Annotated in this window: 1 protein-coding gene; it reads right to left on the bottom strand. The window is 49.5% G+C overall.

The window, feature by feature from the left end:
- Positions 1-37: 37 nt before the first annotated feature.
- The coding region (locus ACYP03_RS25615; protein WP_459782622.1) for a helicase C-terminal domain-containing protein at positions 38-293 on the bottom strand (256 nt) is incomplete at its 5' end.

The raw sequence follows: 293 nt of genomic DNA, 5'->3' as shown, positions 1-293 counted from the left end.
CCACATGCCCGGATCTATCATTTCAATCATTAATTATTCATTTTTCTTTGATGGTGTGTTCAATTACGCGCTTAAATGGAGGCAATGAATCGAGCAGTGCTTTGCCGTAGCGCCGTGTGATGATCCGTCTGTCGAGCAGCACAACTCTACCAAAATCCTGCTCTTTACGCAGCAGCCGGCCCGCAGACTGGATCAGCTTCTTGCTGGCTTCCGGTACGGCAATCTGTAAAAAAGGATTGCCGCCCCGACTTTCAATGTATTCCGCATGCGCTTCTTCAACCGGCGAGGTAGGA

It is taken from the genome of Photobacterium sp. R1 (assembly GCF_054600795.1).
The sequence above is the reverse complement of the archived record's forward strand: the minus strand, read 5'-3'. Positions and strand labels throughout refer to the sequence as shown.